At 41.3% G+C, this 19,007-nt stretch carries 12 protein-coding genes; 6 read left to right on the top strand and 6 right to left on the bottom strand.

All coding sequences use genetic code 11. The features are described 5' to 3' along the window. Positions 1–3 precede the first annotated feature (3 nt). From AAC026_RS03130 to AAC026_RS03155, 6 genes are all read left to right on the top strand, one after another. Positions 4–2,364 carry a glycoside hydrolase family 95 protein gene (locus AAC026_RS03130; RefSeq protein ID WP_339694964.1) on the top strand — a complete coding sequence of 787 codons (2,361 nt, stop codon included), beginning with the start codon at positions 4–6 and terminating at the stop codon, positions 2,362–2,364. Next, positions 2,361–5,735 carry a glycoside hydrolase family 2 TIM barrel-domain containing protein gene (locus AAC026_RS03135; protein WP_339694966.1) on the top strand — a complete coding sequence of 1,125 codons (3,375 nt, stop codon included), beginning with the start codon at positions 2,361–2,363 and terminating at the stop codon, positions 5,733–5,735. The genes AAC026_RS03130 and AAC026_RS03135 overlap by 4 nt, the downstream gene beginning before the upstream one ends. Beyond that, complete coding sequence (locus AAC026_RS03140) at positions 5,732–6,814, top strand: aldose epimerase family protein (RefSeq protein ID WP_339694968.1); 1,083 nt, start codon at positions 5,732–5,734, stop codon at positions 6,812–6,814. Before AAC026_RS03135 ends, AAC026_RS03140 begins: the two co-directional genes overlap by 4 nt. A 19-nt stretch (positions 6,815–6,833) precedes the next feature. Next, positions 6,834–7,604 carry an SDR family oxidoreductase gene (locus AAC026_RS03145; protein ID WP_339694970.1) on the top strand — a complete coding sequence of 257 codons (771 nt, stop codon included), beginning with the start codon at positions 6,834–6,836 and terminating at the stop codon, positions 7,602–7,604. Positions 7,605–7,613: 9 nt separating this feature from the next. Next, positions 7,614–8,912, top strand: a complete 1,299-nt coding sequence (gene fucP / locus AAC026_RS03150) for an L-fucose:H+ symporter permease (RefSeq protein WP_339694971.1) — start codon at positions 7,614–7,616, stop codon at positions 8,910–8,912. A 143-nt stretch (positions 8,913–9,055) separates the two neighbouring features. Further along, positions 9,056–9,385, top strand: a complete 330-nt coding sequence (locus tag AAC026_RS03155) for an L-rhamnose mutarotase (protein ID WP_339694972.1) — start codon at positions 9,056–9,058, stop codon at positions 9,383–9,385. A gap of 42 nt (positions 9,386–9,427) precedes the next feature. Here the strand turns inward: AAC026_RS03155 and AAC026_RS03160 are convergent, their stop codons facing one another. The 6 genes from AAC026_RS03160 to AAC026_RS03185 are packed head-to-tail and all read right to left on the bottom strand — an operon-like array spanning position 9,428 to position 18,470. Next, the gene (locus tag AAC026_RS03160; RefSeq protein WP_339694974.1) at positions 9,428–11,059 is read right to left on the bottom strand and encodes an SCO family protein; all 1,632 of its coding nucleotides are present in this window, start codon (positions 11,057–11,059) and stop codon (positions 9,428–9,430) included. Next, on the bottom strand, positions 11,052–13,622 hold the full coding sequence (locus AAC026_RS03165; protein ID WP_339694976.1) for a tyrosinase family protein: 2,571 nt from the start codon (positions 13,620–13,622) through the stop codon (positions 11,052–11,054). Before AAC026_RS03165 ends, AAC026_RS03160 begins: the two co-directional genes overlap by 8 nt. 44 nt (positions 13,623–13,666) lie before the next feature. After that, the gene (locus AAC026_RS03170) at positions 13,667–15,916 is read right to left on the bottom strand and encodes an ABC transporter substrate-binding protein (protein ID WP_339694978.1); all 2,250 of its coding nucleotides are present in this window, start codon (positions 15,914–15,916) and stop codon (positions 13,667–13,669) included. A gap of 22 nt (positions 15,917–15,938) precedes the next feature. Beyond that, positions 15,939–16,379 carry a RidA family protein gene (locus AAC026_RS03175; protein ID WP_339694979.1) on the bottom strand — a complete coding sequence of 147 codons (441 nt, stop codon included), beginning with the start codon at positions 16,377–16,379 and terminating at the stop codon, positions 15,939–15,941. 17 nt (positions 16,380–16,396) lie between these two features. After that, entirely contained in the window at positions 16,397–17,998 is a 1,602-nt protein-coding gene (locus tag AAC026_RS03180; protein WP_339694981.1) for an NAD(P)/FAD-dependent oxidoreductase, read from the bottom strand. Between the two features lie 25 nt (positions 17,999–18,023). Further along, positions 18,024–18,470: a hypothetical protein gene (locus tag AAC026_RS03185; protein WP_339694983.1), complete on the bottom strand. Its 447-nt coding sequence runs from the start codon at positions 18,468–18,470 to the stop codon at positions 18,024–18,026. Positions 18,471–19,007 lie beyond the last annotated feature (537 nt).

Below are 19,007 nucleotides of genomic sequence, written 5' to 3' on the forward strand. Positions count from 1 at the left end.
ATTATGAAAAAGGCTCTATCAATTCTATTTACGCTGGCACTAATTTCCGCTTGTGGTACTTCCACAAAAGAAGAAGGCCGAAACGTCCTCTGGTATAATACGCCCGCAACATATTGGTCAAAAGAAGCCTTACCCATTGGCAACGGAAGAATGGGCGCCATGGTATTTGGCGATCCGCTTCACGAACGCATTCAATTGAATGAAGACTCCATGTGGCCAGGTGCCCCAGATTGGGGAGATGCGCAAGGAACACCAGCGGATTTGGAAAAAGTAAGAGCGCTTTTGGTCGCTGGAAAAGTGCATGAAGCCGACAAAGCTTGGGTGGGTTCATTTTCGCATAAAAGCATCGTTCGTTCGCACCAAACCATGGGCGACTTATTCATTGATTTCGAAGAAAGAGAAATTTCAAACTATCATCGTCAGCTAGACTTAGATTCGGCTTTGGTGACGGTCAGCTATAATACGAAAGCCGGAAAATTTGCGGAGCGCATGTTCGCCAGTGAACCACACAATGCCATGGTTTTGGAGCTGGAAACTACGGACGAAGCAGGCTTAAACCTCGACCTTCGATTGAGCAGGCCCGATGACGATGGGCACCCAACCGTTTCAATTTCCACCCCAAAGGAAAATGAAATTCAAATGGACGGCATGGTAACCCAATACAAAGGCAAGCACTTTTCGGAACCAAAGCCCATCGACTATGGCGTGAAATTTCAGACCCGTTTGAAAGTAGAAAACGAAGGAGGAACAATCACGTCTTCAGACGGAAAACTAAAATTAAGTGGAGTCAAAAAAGCCACGATTTACATTGTTGCAGCAACCTCTTATTATCAGGATGATTTTGAAGCCAAAAACGAGCAAGACCTTCAGCGACTTTCGAAAGCTTCATTCCAAGAAATTCTTAAAGAGCATGTAACAGACTACCAAAGTCTTTTCAAAAGAGTTGAAATCGATTTGGGAGACCACGAATTAGATAGTCTTCCTACTAATGAACGCCTCGATCGAATTAAAGCTGGGGCAAAGGACCTAGATTTTGTGGCCAAACAATTCCAATTCGGAAGGTATTTGCTGATTGCAAGTTCGCGCCAAGGCACCAATGCCGCCAACCTTCAAGGCCTTTGGAATGAGCATATTCAAGCTCCTTGGAATGCAGATTATCATTTGAACATCAACCTGCAAATGAACTATTGGCCTGCGGAAGTCACCAACCTGAGTGAAATGCATGACCCCCTTTTTGATTTCACAGAACGGCTCATCGAACGCGGAAAAATTACTGCAAAGGAACAATACAACATGCGTGGTTTTGTAGCGCACCAAGCCACAGACTTTTGGGCTCCGGCATGGATGCGTGCAGAAACACCCTACTGGGGTGCTTGGGTTGGCGGAGGTGGTTGGCTGACACAGCACTTCTGGGATCACTATCAATTCACTCAAGACAAAACCTTTTTAAAAGACCGCGCCTATCCTGCAATTAAGGCTTCCGCACTCTTTTACTTGGATTGGCTGATGGAAGATCCACGAGATGGAAAATGGATTTCGGCACCATCCACTTCCCCCGAAAACTCATATACCGCAGCCGATGGAAAATCTGCGGCCACCGTTTTAGGAACTGCCATTGACCAGCAGATTATTGCCGAAGTATTCACCAATGCATTGGCTGCCGCAAAAGACTTAGGCATTGAAGATGACTTTACGAAAGAAGTAAAAGAGAAACTGGCGAACCTAAGATCGGGAACAATGATTGGCCCAGACGGTCGAATTTTGGAATGGGATCGGCCTTATGAAGAACCCGAAAAAGGGCACCGACACATGTCACATTTATATGCTATTTATCCGGGGAACACCATTACCTCGAAAACTCCCGAACTCTTTGAAGCCGCCCGAAGGTCTACTGAGTACAGACTGGCGAATGGTGGTGCAGGCACAGGTTGGAGCAGGGCTTGGTTAATTAACCTTTCCGCCCGACTTCTAGATGCTGAAGAAGTAGACAAACACGTGACGCTTCATTTACAAAAATCCATTGTGCCGAACCTGTTCGACATGCACCCTCCTTTTCAAATTGATGGCAATTTTGGTTTCACCGCGGGCGTAGCAGAAGCCCTGCTTCAATCGCATACTGAAGAAATTAATCTGTTGCCAGCTTTACCTAAAACTTGGACCACAGGAAATATAAAAGGACTTAAAGCCAGGGGCAATCTGACCATTGACTTATCATGGAAAGATGGCGTACTTGACATGGCCAAAGTAATTCCCGCAAATACAGGGAATTATCAATTCGCATATCAGGGCATTTCAAAAACAATCGAAATGCAAGCTGGAAAAACCTATTACCTCAACACACAACTAAAAACGACAACTCCATGAACAAACCCGCTAAGTTCACCGCCCTCCTACTCACGCTAGTTTTATGGGTGACCTCTGCTGAACAAAGCCACGCCCAATTTCAAAATGGCGTAGACGAAATATGGAAATACATCGAGAATGAGCAGATCATAAGTGAAAACAAAGCGCCCGCTCATGCCTCATTCACTTCTTATACTTCAGAAGCCGATGCGCTGAACAAAAAAGCTACGGATGCCAAATTCTATCAATCGCTAGATGGCACATGGAAATTCAACTGGGTGCGTATGCCAAAAGACAGGCCGCTCACTTTTATGAATCCTTCGGAAAGCGTTGCCAATTGGGATAACATTAAAGTACCTGCCAACTGGGAAGTGGAAGGCTTCGGGGTGCCAATTTATGTAAACCATCAATACGATTTTGCCGATTACAAAGCGCCCGTTTCTGAGGAAATGAAATTTGTAGATCGAATTTACCCTGCTGACCCGGGTAAAGTTCCTCACGATTATAACCCAGTGGGTTCTTACAGAAGAGATTTCGATTTGGCCAAAGATTGGGATGGAAAACAAATTTTTCTGCATATCGGAGCGATGAAATCTGGCGGCTTTCTCTGGATTAATGGAGAATACGTTGGCTACTCTCAAGGGAGTAAATTGCCAGCAGAATTTGATGTGACCAAATTTGTAAAACCGGGCAAAAACACCATTGCTCTGCAAATCTACCGCTGGACGGATGGTGCCTATTTAGAAGGTCAAGATTTTTGGCGCATTAGTGGAATTGAGCGAAGTGTCTATCTCTACGCTCAACCGAAACTTAGAATCAAGGATTTCGAAGTGGTGTCAATTTTAGACGGAGCCTACAAAAATGGAGAGTTCGACTTGACTGTTGATTTGAAAAACCATGGTACGAAGTCCCAGAAATTCAAGCTCAGTTATAAGCTTATCACAGCGGAAGGCAAGGAAATAAAAAGTGGATCCGAAACACTTTCAGTAGCAGCAAACGCGGAAGTCAGCCATAACTTTAAAGCCACCATCGACCAAGTAAAACAATGGAGTGCAGAGCATCCAAACTTATACACATTGCTTTTAAAAGTAGAAGACTCAAAGGGAAAAACGCTTGAAGCTACTTCCCGAAAAATTGGTTTCAGAAGTGTTGAAATCAAACAAGGTTTACTTTTAGTGAATGGCCAGCGGATTACTTTGAAGGGAGTGAACACCCAAGAAAATGACCCAGAAACAGGTCATGTGATGAGCGAAGAAATGATCATGAAAGACATTCGCTTGTGGAAAGAAAATAACATCAATGCGGTGCGCTTGAGTCATTACCCTAGAGGCAGGCGCTTTTACGAGCTCTGCGATGAGCACGGAATTTATGTAGTAGACGAAGCCAATATCGAATCGCACGGTATGTACTATGGTCAATACTCTTTGGCCAAAAAGGAGAGTTGGGAAAAGGCCCATGTGGATAGAATGTTGCGCATGGTCGCCCGCGATAAAAACCATCCGTCTGTGGTGATTTGGTCCATGGGGAATGAAGCTGGAAATGGCATCAACTTTTACGCAGGCTATAACGCGATGAAAGCCTTAGACAAAACCAAACGTCCGATTCAATATGAGCGCCCTTACAAAGATTATGATGGCAGCCTTTATGATATGGATTGGAACACGGACATTATTGTTCCGCAGTATCCGTCACCCGCGCGTTTTGAGCAAGTAGGCCAAAACAAAACCGACCGCCCTTATATTCCAAGTGAGTATGCCCACGCCATGGGAAATAGCACCGGTAATTTTCAAGATTACTGGGACATCATCGAGAAATACGACAACCTGCAAGGCGGTTTTATTTGGGATTGGGTAGATCAGTCCATTTGGAAAACCAATGAAAAGGGAGAACGATTTTATGCCTATGGTGGCGATTATGGCGAAAACATGCCAACGGATAATACCTTCTTGAACAATGGAATTGTGTTTCCAGACCGTACTCCTCAACCCGCTTTATACGAAGTAAAAAAGGCGCATGAGTACATCAACTTCAAAGACCAAGGCATTAACCGACATGATGAATTAAGAGTGTTGGTGGAAAACCTCTATGATTTTACTGACCTCAACCAATTCAATTTTGAAGCAAAAATCAAAGCGGATGGCAGGGTATTGAGAACCATTCCTTTGGAGGAAATATCGGTGGAAACACATACGGGAAAACTGATCCGAATTCCATTGTCAGGAATCGATTATCAACCTAAAACAGAATACTTTGTTGAGATCAGTGCCACTACAAAAACAGATTGGGGACTGCTTCCCAAAGGTTTTGAGGTAGCCCATGAGCAGTTATTCTTAAAGGGGAAATATAAAGCGGAACCCGCGTCTCCAATGAATTATGGAGAAGCTTTAAGCCATACAGAACAAGGCCAAATCATCACGATTCAGAATGACATTGTGAAAGTGGTTTTCGATAAAAATCAAGGCCAAATCACCTCTTATGTTTTCGAAGGCAATGAATTGCTGAAAGATGGCCGAGGCCCAAAACCTAATTTTTGGCGAGCTCCTACCGACAATGATTTGGGCAATAGAATGCAAAACAGAAATATAGAATGGAAGAAAGCTTCTCTGTTTTCTGAAGTAATTGAAACGAAGATTTCGGAACCAGCTAACAACCAAATTCAAATCGATTTCATCTATAAGCTTCTGGGCGTAAATACAAATTACACCAGTCACTACACCATTAGCGGCAATGGGCTGATCCATATTTCCAATGAAATGGAGCCAACGGAATACAAAGCCGACATGCCTAGAATGGGCATGCGCATGCAACTGCCGAAAGCGTATAACACCCTTGACTATTATGGACGTGGCCCTTGGGAAAACTACCAAGACCGTAAAGCTTCGGCCTTTGTGGATGTATATTCTTCCACCGTTTCAGCGCAATATGTGCCTTATGTTCGGCCACAGGAAAACGGCTACAAAACAGATGTGCGTTGGGCCACATTGAGCAATAGTGAAGGTCAGGGTTTAATGATTGTAACAGATTATACCGATCAACCGCTCGGCTTTTCAGCATTGCACATGCCTAATGAAGATTTCGATTTAACAGAAGGATTGGCCTATAGTGCAAACGATAAAATCGATCCAGAATTTCAGTTAAAAGGTGCTTCGCCTGCCAACCCAAGCAAGCACATCAACGACATCAAGGAAAAAGATTTGGTGCAATTGAACATTGACATGGGTCAGCGCGGAGTGGCTGGAGATGACAGTTGGGGGGCAATGCCACAAGAGAAATATCGCATTAAAGCGGATGAAAAACTGAGCTATGGTTTTTACCTTTTCCCCTTTTCAAAGTACAGCAAGGAAGCTGCAATTAGTAAAAGTAAAAGCCTAATGAGGGAAGGAGGCGAATGATAGAAAGTAAACCTTTTGGCCGCACCAAAAACGGAGAAGAATCCACGCTGTTTTACCTGTACAACAATCAGGGACACTCAGTGTGCATTACCGATTTTGGTGCCCGAATTGTTGAAATCAATGTACCCGATAGTCTTGGGAAAATTGAGAATGTTGTGCTGGCCTATGATCGGCTGGAAGCATACGAAAACGACCCAGCTTACCTAGGCGCAATCGTTGGGCGATACGCTTCTAGAATTCATGAAGGCAAGTTTGAAATGGATGGAAAAATCATTCAGCTTTCAAAAAACGAAAAGGGAAATCACCTGCATGGTGGCGAAAACGGATTCGATAAAAAGGTCTGGAAAAGCAGCACAGAAAGCACCAAAGGCTTTGAGCGTTTGACGCTTTCATGCTTCTCTCCAGATGGGGAAGAAGGCTACCCTGGAAACCTTGAGGTGAGCCTAATATATACTTGGAACCATGAGAGTGAATTAAGTCTGGACTTCAGTGCAAAGTCCGATCAGAAAACCATTATCAACCTCACCTCTCATTCCTATTTCAACCTTTCAGGATTTGCCAAAGAAGAGGTTTTGAATCACCTGCTGATGATCCATTCAAAGAGTTTTGCCCCGATGAAAGCTGAGCTCGTACCGCAAGGAACATTAGAAGAAGTAAGCGAAACACCCTTCGATTTTAGTTGCTTCAAAGCCATCGGCAAAGATATTGAAGATCAAGATCCGCAGCTAAAATTGGCTGGCGGTTACGACCATTCCTTTTTTCTACAAGCGGGAAATTCGCTGATAAAAGCGGCCTCCCTTTATGAGCCCAAAAGCAAAAGACTGTTAGAAATTTCTACTACCGAAGTCGCTGCCCACCTGTATTCTGGAAATTATTTACCCAATGTATCGGGCAGAAATGGGATGCCCATTGGACCGAAAAAAGGAGTGGCTCTAGAAATGCAGCACTTCGGAGATGCTCCAAATCAGCCCGCATTCCCCTCCACAATTTTGGACGCCAACACTGAATTTAAAAGCAGCACTTTGTATAAATTCACAACGGTTGAAAGTATTGTGAATCAGATAAATAGTAATTTGTAGATGAAGAACAAGTAAACATATGGATCTGAACCTGAGAGATAAAGTTTTTTTAGTCACCGGAGGTGCAAAGGGAATTGGAGCTGCCATTGTTCGTCAAATTGCGGAGGAGGGCGGCATACCCATAATCTTCGATAAGGATGAAGAGGCGGGAGAAAAACTAGTCTCAGAAATTCAAGGCAAGGCTCAATTTGTTCAGGTCGATTTATGCAATACTGCCGAATGCGAAAAAGCCGTCAAAGAAACGATTGCTTTGTTCGGAGCCATTCACGGACTTGTCAATAATGCTGGAATCAACGATGGTGTGGGATTGGAAAACGGAAGTCCAGAAGCCTTCAAAACCTCCCTTCAAAAGAACCTCCACCACTTTTACGACATGGCGCATTTTTGCTTGCCTTACCTCAAAGAATCGAAGGGTACCATTCTCAATATTGCTTCCAAAACCGCAATTACTGGACAAGGAAATACATCGGGTTATGCTGCGGCAAAAGGTGCCGTTTTGGCCTTGACAAGAGAATGGGCGGTTGAACTTTTAGAAAGCGGCATCCGGGTAAATGCCATTGTGCCTGCCGAAGTAATGACGCCACTTTACGCAAGTTGGCTACAGACTTTCGATGATCCCGAGGCAAAGGTAAAGTCCATCACCGATAAAATTCCTTTAGGAAAAAGAATGACCACAGCCGAAGAAATTGCCAACACGGCTGTTTTCTTAATCTCCGAAAAGGCCAGCCATATTACGGGGCAGCAGATCTTTGTAGACGGAGGTTACACCCATTTAGACCGAACCATTTAACCTCAACCTATGAAAGCTTCAACCAAGGCAAAACTCGTTGACCGAAAAACGCTCCTCCCCTTCATTCTGATTACATCGCTTTTTGCGCTTTGGGGTTTTGCGAATGCGGTAACCGATCCTATGGTGCAGGCTTTCAAGAAGGTGCTGGAGCTAACGAATTCTCAAGCCGCTTGGGTGCAAATGGCATTTTATGGGGGCTACTTTTGCATGGCCTTGCCTGCCGCATTATTTGTGAGAAAATACTCCTATAAAGTGGGTGTGTTAATCGGCTTAGCCCTTTATGCCTTCGGGGCACTGTTATTTTACCCAGCAGCCATTACGGAGCAATTCTGGTTTTTTTGCCTTGGCCTCTACATTCTTACTTTTGGTTTGGCCTTTTTAGAAACCACCGCCAATCCTTATATTCTGGCCATGGGTGCAAAAGAAACCGCCACTCAACGCCTCAATTTGGCGCAGTCGTTTAACCCTGTTGGGTTATTGGCTGGTCTGCTCGTTGCGCAGCAGTTCGTGCTCAAAAAACTGCAGTCCGATGATATAGCCGACTTTGCTTCACTTGAGCTGGCCAAAAAAACATTGATCAAAACCTCCGACCTGATGGTCATTCGTAACCCTTACGTCATTCTCGGCTTAGTACTTATCGGCATCTTTATTCTGATTGCAGTGAGCAAAATGCCACAGACAAAAGGCGATGGAGAAATCCCTAGTGTTAAAGCATCCTTCAATGCCTTGCGCAAAAACAAAAAATACGTACTCGGTGTATTGGCGCAAGTGTTCTATGTGGGGGCACAAATCATGTGCTGGACTTATATTTATCAGTATGCCGAAGCCATAGGCATTTCCAGTTCAGACGCAGCCAATTATCAGTTTGCGGCCTTCATCCTCTTTTTAGTGGGAAGGGCAACTGGCACTTACCTGCTCAGGTTTGTTAACTCTGGTCAGTTACTCAAGTATTTTGCCCTTTTGGCTGGAATAAGTACGGTGCTCACCATTTATGTCGAAGGAATTTATGGTTTGTATGCTTTGGTCGCCATCTCTCTTTTCATGTCCATCATGTTCCCCACCATTTACGGTGTGTCCTTGAATGGTCTGAATGAAGAAGAATCCAAAATCGGGGCAGCGGGCTTGGTAATGGCCATTGTAGGAGGCGCCTTATTACCCAAATGGCAAGGAATGATTATAGATTTAGGCGGAAGCGCAGTGAACGACACTCAAATTACGGGTGCAAGCGAAGTGAATTTCTCCTTTATCCTGCCACTGCTCTGTTTCATGTATATTGGCTGGTATGGAAGAAAGGTGAGTAAACTGTAAGAGCTCCCATCCATGCCTTCCCCAAAGGGGGAAGGTTACCGAAGTGCAAGAAGTTGGCTAAGGGTGCTTTGAGAGAATTTAGAAATCGGTAGATCAGAAATCAGTTAATCAGTGATCGTAAATCGTAACTCAACATTCAAAAATTGAAAAGATACTGTCTTACACTCGACCTAAAAAATGATCCTCAACTGATTGAGGAATACAAAATCCATCACCAAAAGGTATGGCCAGAAATCATTGAAAGCATTCGAGTTTCGGGTATTTTGAAAATGGAGATTTACCTACTTGCCAATCGCCTTTGCATGATTATGGAAACGGAAGATGATTTCTCATTTGATGAAAAAGGAAGAATGGATCAGGCCAATCCTAAAGTGCAAGCATGGGAAGCACTCATGTGGAAATATCAACAAGCTTTACCCTTCGCAAAGCCAGATGAAAAATGGATGCTGATGGAGAGGGTTTTTGAGTTGTAGGCTATGGTTTGTGTATGAGTAGTGGCATCCCGCAGGGTGCTATTACTCATACATCGTGTTGTGCTCAGTTTTTGATTTCCATATTTTTCTAAAGGTCATGTTCCTCAATTTGAACAGAATTGATTCGACCAAATAGGTAACCTTACTCCAGTGCTTAAAGGATAGGCTGTTTAAAACAGCTCCTGTAAATATTAGCCCAATCCCTACAAAGGAAGTTGGCTGATGTGTTAGAGTGTAACCCCCTCCAACAAGCAAAGTTCCAATCAAGCTAATCCAAAAAGGGAATAGTCCATTACGGGCTTTTGCTCTTCTGTAAAGCAATACTAGGTTAAACACCATTACACCAATAATCAAAGGCAGTAACCAAGGGCTATATGGAATACTTTGAAGACCTGAAATTCCAAAAACGCTAAGGTAAGCAGCCCAACAGAAAGGACATTTTGGGAAGAAAACAACCAAAATAGGAATGACTACCTGTTGAAAGGTATTTAAGATTTTTGAGACCCATGTTCGTTTTAATGAACGACCGACCAATTTTGTTAGATCAGAAACCACCTGTTCCACTGTCCACTGTATTCTAGAGTAAGTCGTTGCTACACGACCATATTGATTCAGAATGAATAGCTCGATTCTGTGCTGATTAACCGTAGAGGCCACATGATTGACGCCAAGTTGAAAAAAGTCAGAAAGCACACTAAATTCCTCCGGGCGAGTTCTTAATACATGTGTGTTCGGTCCAAATACCAAACCTCTATTCTCTCCAAATACTCGCATTTTAGTTGGGGTATCGTAGCTCGGATCATAGGTGAATGCAAGCAGGTTTACCTTGCTATCAAGTCCTATTTGTGTCAGCTCTTTTTGCAGCCATCCCATTTTGTTAATAGTAAGTGTACACTTATTTGGGTTCATACAGCGTGTGTAAAAGAATGCTACAACTGTAGGCTTTTGGTCTATAACATCCTGAAGAGACTGGAATTTACCCTTCTCATTTTGAACCTCAAGATTTCCTATACTTCTTACATTATGCAACCCTTTCCACAACCAAGAAATTCCGGTTTTGCTCTTGTTTTCTATTTCACAGCAACTTAAATCAAGGTCTCGTTTGTCTTCCTCGATTTCCTTGATTGTTTTCCGAATTACCTCACGCATTTCTGGTGTAAAATCCTCTGTCTTGTTTAAAAACGACCTGAGTTCTGGTAAAGCTGCTTTAGCATATCCCTTCAACCACTGTAGCGTTCTGAAAATTTCAAGGCGCCCACTTGAAGGATTATTAAGTGGCCATTCAGGTTTAAAAACAGTAAGGTCAAAACTATCGTCATGGTATTTGAGATTATTAACCGATTGGATTAAGAAACTAACGTATTGAGCTTTCGGATGCTTAGCACCACGTAATCCTCTAGCTGCGGCTCCAACCAAATAAGCGTTTCGTCCATTTTGCAATTCATCCAGTACGAAGCTGATGGCCGAACTAGGTAGTCCTGTTTCTTTAAAAGAAGCAAGTGCATACCCTTTGATTCGGTTTATCTGATAGCTTGGGCGCTCTTGATACACAGAATGGCGTTCTGATAAAAGATCTACCAAAATGCTTCTGGACAATTCACCTTTTCGAATTCTACCGAATACTTCTCCGATATGGTCTTCGATACTTTCTGCTGAAAGAACAGGTCTAATCATCGTTTTTACCATCTAGTCTTGAAAGAAGTTCAGCAGCCAGTTGCTCAACGATAGTTGGGCCTGCTACCGGTGCAGCAGCAAATGCCTCGAGTGAACTGCGAAATTTAGCCTTGTATTGAGTGTCCGAGGCAACCACTTCTCGCAATGAAGATTTTAGTTCTTCGTTTCCTTTCAATAGGTCAGTATCTCCTGTGTATACCAACATATTCAATAGTCCCGCTTTAAAATCTACTTCATCTGGGTTGGGATTCACACTTTTAAACATCTTTATCCCGTCTCCAGGTTCTGGTTTTGCAATAATCTTGGCAGCAATGTAGTTCATGGTTTTATAGTCCAGATGGTGTAGCGACAGTCCACTCGCTTCTCTTACACTGTAGTTTTCATTTTCATCGGTAACAACCTCCTTAAGTAGGTCTATAGATTGAGGGTCGTTTCCGAGCCCCTCAATTGCTGCTTTCCTAACGGCATTGTTTCTACTTTCATAAAAAATTTCATGGAATAGCCCAACATGTTGCTGTTTAGTATTTTCCCTTAAAAAGAAAATGGCATCCTGTTTTGAGATAAGCTCACCTTGGTCTTTTCTTAACTCTTCAATAAGAAACTCTTGAGCAACCTCGTCTTCGTGGGATGTAAGAATTTCAATAGCCTGATATCTTAGTTGTAGATTTTCGCCTCTGAGTAATCCTCTTAATAGATCAAAGAATTTAGCTCTCCTTGATGGATATGCTTTGTTCGATCTTTTCGCACCAATCATCGAATGAATCAGTTCAGACCTGATTTCAACGGACTCCAATTTATCCTCGATTATGCTTAATGCTCGATCTAAAAATTCTGCTTGAGAATCGTCTGCTAGGACGATAGACATTAATCTGACCTCAGTTTCTTCGTTCTTGTCACTCAAAACCTCTAATGTCCTCATTTTCTCACCATCTTCAATGAGAAACAGTTTGCTCGCTATCTCTAACCGCTTTGGAGTTTCGATACTCTGGTCGAAGAATTGATCGAGAAGCGCCTTTCTGTCTGTTTCAGGCATCTCACACTTGTATGGTGTTTTATCCTTATCAAAATACGGAAGGTCTGCATAATCAAATCCTTGTTGAGCTTGATTATTCTCGCTGTAGATACCTTGATAATCAATGGTGCTTTTTACTGTAAGAGACTTATATGGATACGGATATTTGGAGGTTGGTGAATCAGGGAACTTAATATTTATTTGTGGGACTTTTCCTTTATTATCTCCTCCTAAATAGTTTGTATCCCACCTTCTTATAGGCCTGCTTAGTTCATAATCATATGCCCATGGCCACAGCGTATCTTCAGCATAGTTTCCAACGTCCTCATTGCCAACATCATAATGACCATCATCATTTAGCACTTTGTCTCGAGCCCACTTTTCTCCTCTTTCTCCTGGATAATTCCCTTGATAAGGGTATGTTTTAATGTCATTTCCATCGAATCTATCATAAACATGTTGCCACAATGCCCATAAACGGTCTACATTGCCGTGCATCATAAAGAATACAGGGTCAACAGGATCTTTACCAACGTTAACCACATGACCCGTGAATGTAAGATGAGCACCATTGTGAGAAAATCTTTCCTCTAAGGAAGACCAAAACTTAAAATTGTCTTTAGTGTCTGCAGGCGCTTCACAAATAAGTTCCTTCTCCGACATGCCAATATACTGAGTTCTACCATCCAAAGGATTTTGATTCCGGTATGCTCGTTTTAAAGCTCCACCCCAAAAAATATGTTTCGAATAAGTGAATAGTGGGTTGTTTTTATTAAATGTAGGTTCCAATGTTTCGCCATAACTCACCTTTACCGTTGTGCTATTGATATTTGTGATACCAGGAATTTTTGTTTGACCATTCTCACCTGCAAATTCTCTTGTGAATACATTATTTGCAGCTTCGTCAAATTTCCAATAAGGAATTGTTACCTCGGGGTGGATTTTTTGCAATTCCCGCTCTAGATGTAAAAGAAAAGCTCTATGCCAGGGGTGAAAAGAGGTCCTCCTATGAATTTCATTCGATGCGTCCAGCGTATGCATTAATACAATCTCGTCCAACAACTTGCTAGGTGTTTTGGTATATTCGTTACTTGGGTCAGGGTAATTATCTTTAGATTCTAGTCTTGCTAATTCTACAAAACTCTCTAAAAACAGTTTTATCTCAATTGGCGCAAGTTCATTGGCATTCTTCCGAACTCGGACCATTACATCTCGTTGAATCGTAGCAATTTTAGAGTCACGGTCTTCAACTCTGATAAAAGTGTCCTTTCTTGCTACACTAGCGTTATCAAACACCCCAGCCACAAAGAAGACTTGTTCTTCGCCCATGTAATCTAGCTCGATGGTTTCTACCGACACTGCGCTTGTGGAATTATCTTTATAAAGAGCAATTTTTCCTTCTGCTCCTTGAAGCTGGCCGGTCGAGATAATGACTCTTACAGGTGAAGAATTTTCAAACGATGCAATCTTTAGGTTGCATTTGACTGGTGTCCAGCCTACATAAGCTGCCTTTTCTGATTCAGATCCATTAATTTTTAATATGAAATTCATTTTTGTGGAGTTTTAAAGGGGTATTAGTTAATGAATTGTTTTTATTACTCCCATCCTGGAAAAGGCCAAATAACCTCCGCTTCCTTAACGAGAGTTGGAGGATGGATAGGGATTTCCATCAGTTCACCTGTGGCTGTTTTTTGTACTTGAACAGTAATGATGGGCTTATCGTTATTTAATCCTCGCTCATCAAGGTCGATATCTGCAAAAAATGTCTTCATCTTAGTTTTCGCAAGAGCTGGAATTAGATGATTTGGTTCAATAGAATCGGCAGATTGAATGGCTTCTTCGAAGAATATACCACAAGCAAAGGCTCCAGCTGAGAAATAAGATGAAGGCATACTGAAGCGTTCAAAAAACTTTCTAGCAAATCGTTCTGGTGTTATAAACTGATCATGTCCGACAAGCTCGACAAACGGATTCCACTGTGCACTGCCAAAAAGGGCATTGGCTTTACTACCCAATTCTGTTCTGAATTTAGGAACAGTAGGCCCTACACTAAAAGCTAGGCCTTTAGGACTAAATTGCAATTTGGCTGCCTGCTTAACAATATCTATACTTTCAGATAGATGCCCTGTATTAAAAAATAGATCGGGGCCAATAGCTTGAATGGACTCCAATTCTTTTCTATAATCCTCTTGAAGGTGTTTGTAAACAACTACGCCTGATTTATCAATTGTTAGATCAGGAGATGGATCGGGCTGTAGTAATTGCATACCCTTATCCTGTGCATATTTTGCCGTGGCCTTTGCATCTTCCAAGGCTGCTGGATCATCGCAGGATAAAAACGAAATCGTTTTGGGTTTGTCTTTTATATCGGAGTTGCCTAGCAAATAATCGATTGTGCCAGATAAATAAACCCTAGCGGGTGACATGATGCCGAAGAGATGCTTATAGCCTTTGTCATACATAAACTCTCCTGCTCCAGTGGCCGTTACTACGGGAATACCCTTGCCGTCAAGAAAATCTGCAATGTGCCAATTTGGAGGAGTAGGATAACTTCCTAGCATAAATTTCACACCATCAAATAGTAATTCCTGGGTCAGATTTTGAATGAATTCCTTATCTCCAGGACCATTACTTTTGGATTCTGTATCTCGAAATTTTAAAACGACTTTATATGCTTTGTTCTGAATTTGAATACCCCCAGTTGAATTAACATGTTCCATCCAGAATTGATAACCTAATCTTATTTCACGCCCCTCAGTAGCGCTTGGGCCAGATAAAGGCAAGCAACAACCAAATACCAGTTGATCAGCTCGTGAAGGAATGCTCACTAATGCGAGTCCGTTTGGTCCTCCCAAAGTTGGTATATTGTTTTTTACCGTAAAGTCTCCCAGACTTAACTTAGAAATAAACTTGCTTCGACCGTGTGAAATATAAGCCATGTTATCCCTAGCATGAACTCGGATGTGTATGGGATCCATTCCTACACTAATCCTTTTTACAACCGATCCTCTTGCAATATCTAGCACCAGTATCTTACTTTCCCAAACAGCTGGACATAGAATATATTTTCCGTCTGGAGTAGGTTGGGAATACAGAATTTGTGCGGCTTCAAGATTATTAAACTCTTGAACAGGAGTGAAATTATTTGGATTGAGTATCACCAAACGTCCACTTCCAGATATAATGAGATTCTTCCCGTCAGCAGTCCATGTGATCCCTCGAACAGCATTATTCTTTCCTAACGAAAAATGGCCTAATTGTTTACCATTATCTGCATCTATCTTATAAAGACCTGCTCTTCCTGCCCCAAGAAAAATAGATTTTCCATCTGCAGAAAATTCGAAATTATGAGTGCCATGTGGAATGGGGAAGTTTTGATCTGGAAAATAATCTGAGTCTGAACCAATGGAATGATGGTCTATATCTAATGCGAAGGACTTTGTTGGGAATTTCTCTTTGGAGTCAAGATCAAAGATCAGCATTTCACTATTCCCTTTTTCCACATTTACATATAGCCTACTTTCATCTGGATGAAGTTTTATTCCATGAGGCGCTCTATATAAAGCATATTCATCATTATCTCGAAATGTATATAATCTATGTAATTCACACTGGGTATGTGTATCAATGACCGAAATACTTGCTCCAGCATCTCCTATGAATTCATCATAGTCTTTTATACCAAAATTCGTTACATAGGCAATTCTACCTGACTTGTTGACCTCTATTTCATGAGGCCAGAATCCAGTTTTGATTCTTCCAATTTCAAGCTCACTATTAAGGTCGAAAAATCCTATTGAAGAATCACTTTCTTCAACTGTAATTAAAATATCCTCCTGATTCATAACTTAAATTTTAACGTCATCTTTATTTCCACAGAAAATTAAAAGGTAGAGAGTTTGCACCCATGGCCACTCTTGTATGATGCGCTTTGTCCTTGAAAACGAATTCCAAGAGTTCACTGGCCCCGTTTATCACCTTTGAGTGTTCGGTATAGTCATCAACCGAGTTTACCATTCCAAAAACCTCAATGATTGATTCTACCCGATCCAAGCTTCCAATTGCCGCTCTAGTAGTTTGAAGAAGATTGAGCATGCATATCTTTGCTGAATTATAGCCTTGATCTGTAGTAAGGTCAATTCCAACCTTCCCCAGGTTTTTGCTAAAATCATTCCCCCAACTAGGACCATGGCCTGAAAGATACAGGTATGAGCCATCGATACGATATAGTTGAAATGGGTTGCCACCTGGTATTTCAATTTGGGGAGGTATTTCAGGAATAGAAAGAAATTTTTTTTCTGCACTCATCTCAATGTTTGGTTTGGTTATTTATTTACAAGAGTTTCAACAGCCTTCAAAGAAGAAATAATTGCACCCTGTATCCAGCCATTATCGAGTGAGCAATGTTCACCAGCAAAGAATAAATTACCTTCCGAAGATATAGCATCTTGATAATAATTGGAAAAATCTCCAGGTTTCATAAAACAGAAAGCTCCATTTGCATATTTATAGTTGTCCCAGGAGATTGATGCCGTATCTTTAACCATTCCGACTTCCATTATTTCTGGATGAATTTTTGAAACGGCATCTATAACAGTGACCGCCCGATCATCCTGTTCTAAAGCACCCAGCCTTCGGGCATCCATTCCCCATACATAACTACCTACTAGAATACCTGGGCTTTCTTTTGAATCGTCAATTAATTCAAATTTGCTATACTTTTGAACCTGCCCATGTAAACCCTTGAGCTGAGACGCGTTAGTTTCCGGTACGGCAACTGTATTGCCAGAAGGATAATAAATTTGCCTGTTGATTAAATCAGTTTGCGAGGCACCACCTTTGATATTATAAGGAGCAGCCTCCCAAAAGCGGTTTTTAGTATTCAGCAATACTTTGGCAGAAGAAGCATAATTAAGATTTCTGATGGCAGTCATCTTAGGTTTACTAAAGCCAGCCAAAGAGATTGTTCGGAGAATAGAAAAAGGTAGCGTACATATTACGTAATCGAAATCTTCGAGTGTTTCCTTGAGTTTATTTTTGATACCTAATTGTATTTGCTCACTTTGTTTGTTTATCGAAAAGACTTCATGTTCGGTTTTAATTTCAACTTTTAGCTTGCTCAACATGTTAAGCATCCCATTTGGAAGCTGATCGGTGCCCCCAATTATTTCATCTCTACCTTCCTCAATACCTTGATCTTTTAATCTTTCTTCTGCCGCCAATTCCTCTCGAATAAACATTGATACTGCCTTGTCCCACCAAACCTCCAAACCAGTAACTCCACCGATTAATTCGATGGCATCCGTAGAAGTATTGTATTTTTTCAAATACTCTCCTAATGAAATCTTATCAATTTCTTTTATTCGTTCAGTTATTGGACCTGTACCAAGAATCGCATTCAGGTCATGGGGATTCGAAGAAATTTCATGCATAAGTTGCTTAAAGGGGTATACTAACAAATTGAGTAATTGAGCATGCCTAGCCTCAGCTGGAATTGGTCCATTATCAATCATCCACTTTTCAAATTCAGTCAGGTTTAATTCTGGAAGAAGCTTGGTGCCCCAAGATGATTTCTCTGTTAAGACCCCTTTTATAAAATAGAATGAGTTTGGTTCGTCATGGTGCTTGATAAATGTTCTAAAAGATAATCCACACTTTTTAGCATAATATCGGGTATGATCATGTTCCATAGGAAAACGCATCGCTCCAAACTCATGGTATTGGCCATCGTCAAAACGATGTGTCCATGCCCTGCCACCAATTCTATCATTTGCTTCGTAAATAACGACTTCATGACCTAGCGAGGCAAGTTCATAGGCTGCTACCAGACCTGCCATTCCTGCTCCTAAAACGGCAATTTTTTTTCGAGGACGATTTTGGTCAGCTTTCTTAATACGGTCTAGTTTTGGTTGAATTTGTTCTATCATTTTTTCTATTTTATTTCTGTTCGAATTATTTTAGATGTATATCATTTAGTTGATTTCTAGTGTTGGTGAGTAAGGTTTCAAATATCATTGAGAGCCATACTGAAGTTTTTAGCCGTAATTTCTTCTGGGTAAATATTATAGCTGCTTTTTCTATTTGCTCGTATAATTGACTTACTTTTTTATTCTCGTAATTCAAATTGATGTAAAAGTTGTTAAATAAGGCATCTGGATTTGTGATTTTAAAGTCGATCATTGTGGAAGGTATCTCTATCTCATTGCAGGGATTAAATCCCAGTATACCGTAGGCTTGTTTAATTTTATCACTGTTGTATCTGGAAATAATATGAAAGAGTTCATGCTCAAAAAGGTGTGCTGAAAGAAAATTATAATTGAGTACCATATAATTTTTCCGTGTAAACCCATTGGCTCCTTCTTCATGCATGGCTGATTTGACAACAAAAATTTCATCCATTCGAATCGATATTGTTTTTTTTGATTTGTTTCTCGGTTTGGGTAATGATATTTTCTAAGTATGCCTTTTCATGATTATTCCAACTATATAGGTATTTCTGTGCATTTGCTAAATAGTCGTCAACTGTTACCTGTCCTATCTGTTTGACCTTTGCTTTAAGGTCAAAAGGTGTCAATAAATGGAGTAAGAATCAGGGTCAATCACTAAGCGTTCGGCTTCTAATGAATCGACCAAATTGATTTTCGAGTTGAGGAATTTTAATTGCATTTGTTTCTTTTTATATCTACTCATATTGAGCACAACGTTATGTAACGCTCAATTTAAGAGTGTTACATTTCCAATAGTTTACAAAAAGGAGAGTTAGCACACCTAATGGGCAATTGCTATAAGCCCTTTTTTAATTTCCAGAAAAGCACGATGAGTGAAAGTGGGAGGTATGTTTTTCTATAATAAAGAAAGACATTTAGGAGAATATTAACAAGAGGTATGCTAGAGGAAGTTTACCCGTGGAAAAAGAGGGTACAGCGTGCAAGATTG

The sequence above is a fragment of the uncultured Roseivirga sp. genome (genome assembly GCF_963973945.1).
Lineage (GTDB): Bacteria > Bacteroidota > Bacteroidia > Cytophagales > Cyclobacteriaceae > Roseivirga.

Bases quoted from the DNA above. Each gene is read 5' to 3' on its own strand.
- AAC026_RS03130 (WP_339694964.1), top strand. From the start codon at position 4: ATGAAAAAGGCTCTATCAATTCTATTTACGCTGGCACTAATTTCCGCT.
- AAC026_RS03135 (WP_339694966.1), top strand. From the start codon at position 2,361: ATGAACAAACCCGCTAAGTTCACCGCCCTCCTACTCACGCTAGTTTTA.
- AAC026_RS03140 (WP_339694968.1), top strand. From the start codon at position 5,732: ATGATAGAAAGTAAACCTTTTGGCCGCACCAAAAACGGAGAAGAATCC.
- AAC026_RS03145 (WP_339694970.1), top strand. From the start codon at position 6,834: ATGGATCTGAACCTGAGAGATAAAGTTTTTTTAGTCACCGGAGGTGCA.
- fucP (WP_339694971.1), top strand. From the start codon at position 7,614: ATGAAAGCTTCAACCAAGGCAAAACTCGTTGACCGAAAAACGCTCCTC.
- AAC026_RS03160 (WP_339694974.1), bottom strand. From the start codon at position 11,059: ATGATTAGACCTGTTCTTTCAGCAGAAAGTATCGAAGACCATATCGGA.
- AAC026_RS03165 (WP_339694976.1), bottom strand. From the start codon at position 13,622: ATGAATTTCATATTAAAAATTAATGGATCTGAATCAGAAAAGGCAGCT.
- AAC026_RS03170 (WP_339694978.1), bottom strand. From the start codon at position 15,916: ATGAATCAGGAGGATATTTTAATTACAGTTGAAGAAAGTGATTCTTCA.
- AAC026_RS03175 (WP_339694979.1), bottom strand. From the start codon at position 16,379: ATGAGTGCAGAAAAAAAATTTCTTTCTATTCCTGAAATACCTCCCCAA.
- AAC026_RS03180 (WP_339694981.1), bottom strand. From the start codon at position 17,998: ATGATAGAACAAATTCAACCAAAACTAGACCGTATTAAGAAAGCTGAC.
- AAC026_RS03185 (WP_339694983.1), bottom strand. From the start codon at position 18,470: ATGGATGAAATTTTTGTTGTCAAATCAGCCATGCATGAAGAAGGAGCC.